The following is a 4,847-nucleotide window of genomic DNA, read 5'->3' on the forward strand; positions in this document are numbered from 1 at the left end:
GTATAGAGGCTGCAATGGCGATTCACCTGTTCCACCTGTTCCAGGACGACATATCCGCAGGTCAAGACGCCAACCAGTGGAACACCCCTGCCTGTTCCACACGGAGCCCGAAAACGCAGAGGGTGGCCTCTTCCATGCCAACCCCGAACGGCATGCACTCGCCAACGCTGGTGAAGAGGCCACCCTTGCCCCCGCGTCCGTTCGTGAGGCCAAAGGTGCCCGGTCCTCCCGCCCTCGCGCGCTCGCCGTACGGGCGCGCGAAAGCCCCTCCACAGAGGGGCCGATGGCTCGCGGCGTTCGATCAGGACTTCATGCGCTCGCGGAGCGCCTTCAGCGTGGCGTCATTGAGGGCGTCGTCCGTGATGAGGAGGTGGATCAACGCCCGGATCACCTCCGCCGTTGGCACGTCGGGTACGTCCAGGGCGTCAGCCGCGTCCCCCGCCCAATGCTTCAGCCTGCGGTGCAGGGACGGCGTCAGATCCACGGTCGTACGGACGGGCCGACTTCGAGAGGCGAGGCGGCCCGGGGTGGGTCGCTGCTCTGTGCTGCGGCGGCCCGCGGCGGCTCTCGCCATGCGCTCTTCGCGCTGCTCCTTGGTCTCGGGCGGGGTCATGCGGCTCTCCTCAGCAGCTCGGTTGCCAGCTCGTCGTACGCGGAGCCCGGGGCGGGTGGGTGAGACCCGAAGGACTGCGCGAAGACCTCGCGCCTGGGGATCGTGGCCGTCAGCACGTCGTGCCCGAGCCGTGCGAGTGTGCGGCGAGCGGAGCCTGTGGAGGAGGCTCCGGCGACCGTGCGCGTGAGCAGGACGCAGGCGCGGGCGTCATCAGCCCGTACGGACTCCAGGGCCTCGACCTCGTCCAGAATCGGCCCCATGCGCTCCAGCTCGATCCCTGCGGGAGCCACGGGTGAGACCAGTTCGTCCGCCCATCGCATCGCGGATCGCGCGATGGGGGCGTGGTCCTCTATCTGCGGCACGTCGCAGATGACCGCGTCGGCGCCCTCCGCGAAGTCGTCCACGCGCTTGTGCATGTCCTTCACGGGGAGGCCCACGACACGGAAGGGGAAGCCGCCTGCGAGGTCGGACCAGGCGAGCACGGAGGCGCCCGGATCGGAGTCCGCGACGACGACCTTCTTCCCGCGGTGGTGGAGGGCGTAGGCGAGCCAGACGGCGGAGGTCGTCTTGCCCACCCCCGGTTTCAGGTTGGCGAATGCGATACGCAGCATGGGCGCAATCTATCGCCGTCACTGCGGTACTGCCCTCCGGCGTTACCGGATGCAGCGATGCAGTGGTGCAGTAGCTCCGTGATGACTGCTGGATTGAACCGGGTCGCGGAAAGGTTGAACCTCGCGGGGCCCTGTGGTCGCCCACAACGGGCAGTGGTGCAGTGGTGCAGTGGTGCAGTAAGTCAGTCGCCATCCGTGCTGGTGCTCAACTCGTTCAACATGTCGGTGATCTCCGCGGCGAGGGTTTCCGCCTCCACGCTGACGCGGCGGGGCGCATCGAGGCCGAACAGCTTCACCCTGCGGTCGATGACCTTCAGCGCAGTCTCGACGGCCTTGACATCGCCGCTCATTGCCGCGGGCCACGCCGCGGCCTGTAGTCGGTCGAGGCGTCGTGCCTCCGTATAGCGCATTAGCGCGATCTGCTCGGCCTCTTCCGTCTGGCGCTGCTCCATCGCCCGCGTGACGTCCGTATAGGCCGCCCCGCGGGATGCGTAGCCAAGTTGGTCCGCGATGCCCTGCCAGCTCATTCCGGCGAGGTGTAGCTGGATCGCGCTCGCGCGACGCTCTGCGACACGTGCGCGCTTCTCGGATCTTGAGGGGTTGATCATGCCCTGAGAGCGTCCACTCCCCTTCAGGTGTTCCCGGGTCACTGCGAGCCGCAATGCAGGAGGTACGGGACGCAGTAACGCCGTGAGGCCGCAAGGCAGTGCATCCGCAACGCAGTGATGCCCCGATCCGAGAGGGCTGGGCACGCTCGATCTTCAGGTTTTCTACGGCTTTCTTCAGTGGTCAGGGCCCTGGCTTCGACCGGGGCCGGTTGCTCGTGTTCGCACGTTTCGCGAAGAGGTGCAGGTCAGAGGGGGTGGTGTTTGCATGTTCGCAGGGAAGTCACCCTTCCGGACGCCCGAAGCCTGTCGCGCGTAGCTGTACGTTTTCGCAAGATCCTGCGCGTTCCTCGGAGCCGCCTCCCCCGCAGCGGTCGAGTTGGGCACAACAGGAACCCCCGCCCGGGGTGTGTCCAGACGGGGGCCGTTGTGATGCGCGGTCTATGTGTTCTTCTTCGCTTCCCTCTCTGACTGCTCGCGGCCCTCCTTGTGGCTGAGCTGGCTGGCCTCGGTGCGTGGGGCGTTGGTCAGCCAGGGGAACGGGCGGGTCCAGTCGGCCGCGGCGGAAACGCGGATCGCCGCACCGCCGACATTGCCGGGGAAGACCTTGGCGCCGTCGAGGGAGGCCAAGAGTCGGGTGGCGTGGTGCTCGCAGCCCCAAGCCTCGTAGTTCTGAGCGTCGAGAATGCGTACGGCGTGGTGGTCGCCGACGCAGGCGGTGGGGTCCTCGGGGTGCGCTGCCTCGCAGCGGTCGGTGTCCATGTCTACGGGGTCCCTTCGGTTCTTCACTTGCCCTGTTCGGAGTCCTTGGCGATGCGCTTGAGGGCCATGGTCACTGCGCCTCGGTTGCGGTAGGAGACGTGGCGGAACTGCCCATCGGCCGTGATGAAGTTGTGGGACCCGTAGCCTGCGTCCACCACGTAGCCAACTGTCCGCCCCTCGTACTCGACAGGCTGCGGGTTGGTGTTGTCGAACCTGGCGGCGATCTTGCGGGCCTGGGCCTTGGTGATCGGCTCGTCCTGTTCGGCGGACTCCTCGGTCTCCGTCGCCGCGGCTGTTGGCTTCTCCGGTGCACGCGGCTCGGACGACGACGGGGTGGCCTCTTCTGCACTGGCCGCCTGCGCCTGGGCTTCGTCGTACTCCCGGAGCATGCGCATCACGGTCGCGGCTGAGGGGTGCTTGCCCTTCTTCTTGCCTGTGGTGATGACCAGGCGGGAGGCGATGTCTCGCAGGCTCACGTCCTGCTCCCGCAGGTGCAGTGCCATCGACAGCATGTCGTCGTTCGAGACCTTCGCCCCGCCGATGGTCTTGCCGCGCTTGCGTGCGGACTCCTGCCCGTCCAGCGTCTTCTCCCGGATGTATTCGCGCTCCATGCCGGACATGGCGGCGAGCACGCTGAAGACGACCCCTCCGGGGTCGTGCGACCCCTTCAGTTCACCGGTCAGGAATTCCAGGCCCACGTCACAGGAGCGCAGGCGTTCCGCCAGGTTCACGAGGTCGGCACCGCGTCCGAGGCGTTTGTGTTCGTGGACGGCGAGGGTGACGCGAACGCCCGAGGCGCGCAGTTCGCAGGCCAGGGTGATGGCCTTCTCCAGCTCGGGCCGCACCTTGACGCGTGTGGAGATCTTTTCCTGAAAGATCTTCTGTACGCCGTCCTGTGTGAGGGCGTCCACCTGAGAGTCGAGCGACTGGCGGGCCGTGGAGGCGCGGGCGTATCCGATGCGGACGTGGTGCCCGGTCGGCTCGGTGGTGGCCGCACTGGCGGGGCGGGGCAGTTCCGTCCATGTGGCGCCTGGCCTCCGCACGGAGGGCGTGGGTACGTTCAACTCCTCCCGGGTCTGAGGCACCAGGCGGAAGCGCGCGGTGTGGTACTGCGCAGCGACCTTGCCCTGTCCCGTGCGGCAGGGAGATCCGGCAGGGACGGCGCACGTGGACATGGGGCAGTCGTGAGCCTCCACGAGGAGGTAGGTGTCGTCCATGGACCGAGTGTTTCATGGGTGTGTTTCAGATAGCAAGCCCGTTGCAACACTTCATGAAACACAATCCGCCCTGTTCGGCATGGGGGGCAGCGGGTGTTTCACATACGACCACTCATGAAACAAGGCGAGCCGTCGTGTTGGCGTTCCTTGTGGGTTGGCGTATTCGGGGTCGGGCGACCTCGTGTTGCGTTCGTGTTCACAGCCCTTGTGGGTTCACAGAACGGGGCCTGAGTGACCGTGTCGGGGGGCAGCGAGCGGCGAGGGTCGCAGGATCGGGAGAGCCCGAGGGGCGATCCCTCCGAAATAAGGGCGAATCGGATACTCAACTCGCCCCCCGCGGCCCGGACTTGATTGGCGGCCCGTGAAGGTCAAAAGCGGCCTCACAGGCTGCCGTCTCCCGGACTTTCAGTGCTGCCCGTGGGTGATTGGACGTTGGCAAAGATCAACGGCCGTCAGGCGGGCGCACAGGGATTCGTGCAGGTCAGAGGCTTGACGCTTCATCACATGCGACACGCTCGCCCCCGGTTGACCTGCGAGGACGGCACGACGACGGGTCGGAGGCGCCTGCCTGGGGCGCACCGACGACGATCGCCCACGACTCGCCAGAAACCGCGAGAGCCGAGGAAGTGGCCTCTTCTTCCCGCGAGGACCGTGTGGCGGCCGACTCCGCCGCGCCAGCCGGAAGCTCGAAGCCTCCTCCGGTGTGCACCAGGAGGAGGTGTCAGCGGTCGGTCAACCGGGGGCAACCGGGCCTGATCTGCGGAGAGCTGAGACCGTTTAAAAGGACCAGCAACCGGCCGCGCAACCGTGGAGGCAACTCACTGCGCAACCGTTGGAAGTAACCGTGGAGGCAACCGGCCGCACAACCAAGATCGCTCCGCATGGACAAAGGTATCTCCCCTCTCCGGGGAGATACGGCGCGCTCGCCGTGGTGGCGGACAGCGGACCACTCGCGCCCCGGTCGCCTCCTCGATGAACACTTGACCTTTCTGACCAACAGAAGAGGTGTCGCGGTCGAGGGCAACCGGGGCAACCGGGG

General features: G+C 66.8%; 5 protein-coding genes. All 5 read right to left on the bottom strand.

Annotated features, from left to right (window positions below):
• Positions 1-301: 301 nt before the first annotated feature.
• Positions 302-613 carry a hypothetical protein gene (locus ACFPA8_RS27490; RefSeq protein ID WP_386452905.1) on the bottom strand — a complete coding sequence of 104 codons (312 nt, stop codon included), beginning with the start codon at positions 611-613 and terminating at the stop codon, positions 302-304.
• On the bottom strand, positions 610-1,224 hold the full coding sequence (locus tag ACFPA8_RS27495; protein ID WP_386452907.1) for a nucleotide-binding protein: 615 nt from the start codon (positions 1,222-1,224) through the stop codon (positions 610-612). Before ACFPA8_RS27495 ends, ACFPA8_RS27490 begins: the two co-directional genes overlap by 4 nt.
• Positions 1,225-1,406: 182 nt before the next feature.
• A complete protein-coding gene (locus tag ACFPA8_RS27500; RefSeq protein ID WP_386452909.1) occupies positions 1,407-1,832 on the bottom strand; it encodes a hypothetical protein in 426 nt (141 codons plus the stop codon).
• Positions 1,833-2,270: 438 nt separating this feature from the next.
• Complete coding sequence (locus ACFPA8_RS27505; protein ID WP_386452910.1) at positions 2,271-2,591, bottom strand: hypothetical protein; 321 nt, start codon at positions 2,589-2,591, stop codon at positions 2,271-2,273.
• 23 nt (positions 2,592-2,614) lie between these two features.
• Positions 2,615-3,808: a recombinase family protein gene (locus tag ACFPA8_RS27510; RefSeq protein WP_386452912.1), complete on the bottom strand. Its 1,194-nt coding sequence runs from the start codon at positions 3,806-3,808 to the stop codon at positions 2,615-2,617.
• Positions 3,809-4,847 lie beyond the last annotated feature (1,039 nt).

The organism is Streptomyces ovatisporus, assembly GCF_042653885.1.
Lineage (GTDB): Bacteria > Actinomycetota > Actinomycetes > Streptomycetales > Streptomycetaceae > Streptomyces > Streptomyces ovatisporus.

Coding starts and splice junctions, on each gene's coding strand:
- ACFPA8_RS27490 (WP_386452905.1), bottom strand. CDS start 613: ATGACCCCGCCCGAGACCAAGGAGCAGCGCGAAGAGCGCATGGCGAGA.
- ACFPA8_RS27495 (WP_386452907.1), bottom strand. CDS start 1,224: ATGCTGCGTATCGCATTCGCCAACCTGAAACCGGGGGTGGGCAAGACG.
- ACFPA8_RS27500 (WP_386452909.1), bottom strand. CDS start 1,832: ATGATCAACCCCTCAAGATCCGAGAAGCGCGCACGTGTCGCAGAGCGT.
- ACFPA8_RS27505 (WP_386452910.1), bottom strand. CDS start 2,591: ATGGACACCGACCGCTGCGAGGCAGCGCACCCCGAGGACCCCACCGCC.
- ACFPA8_RS27510 (WP_386452912.1), bottom strand. CDS start 3,808: ATGGACGACACCTACCTCCTCGTGGAGGCTCACGACTGCCCCATGTCC.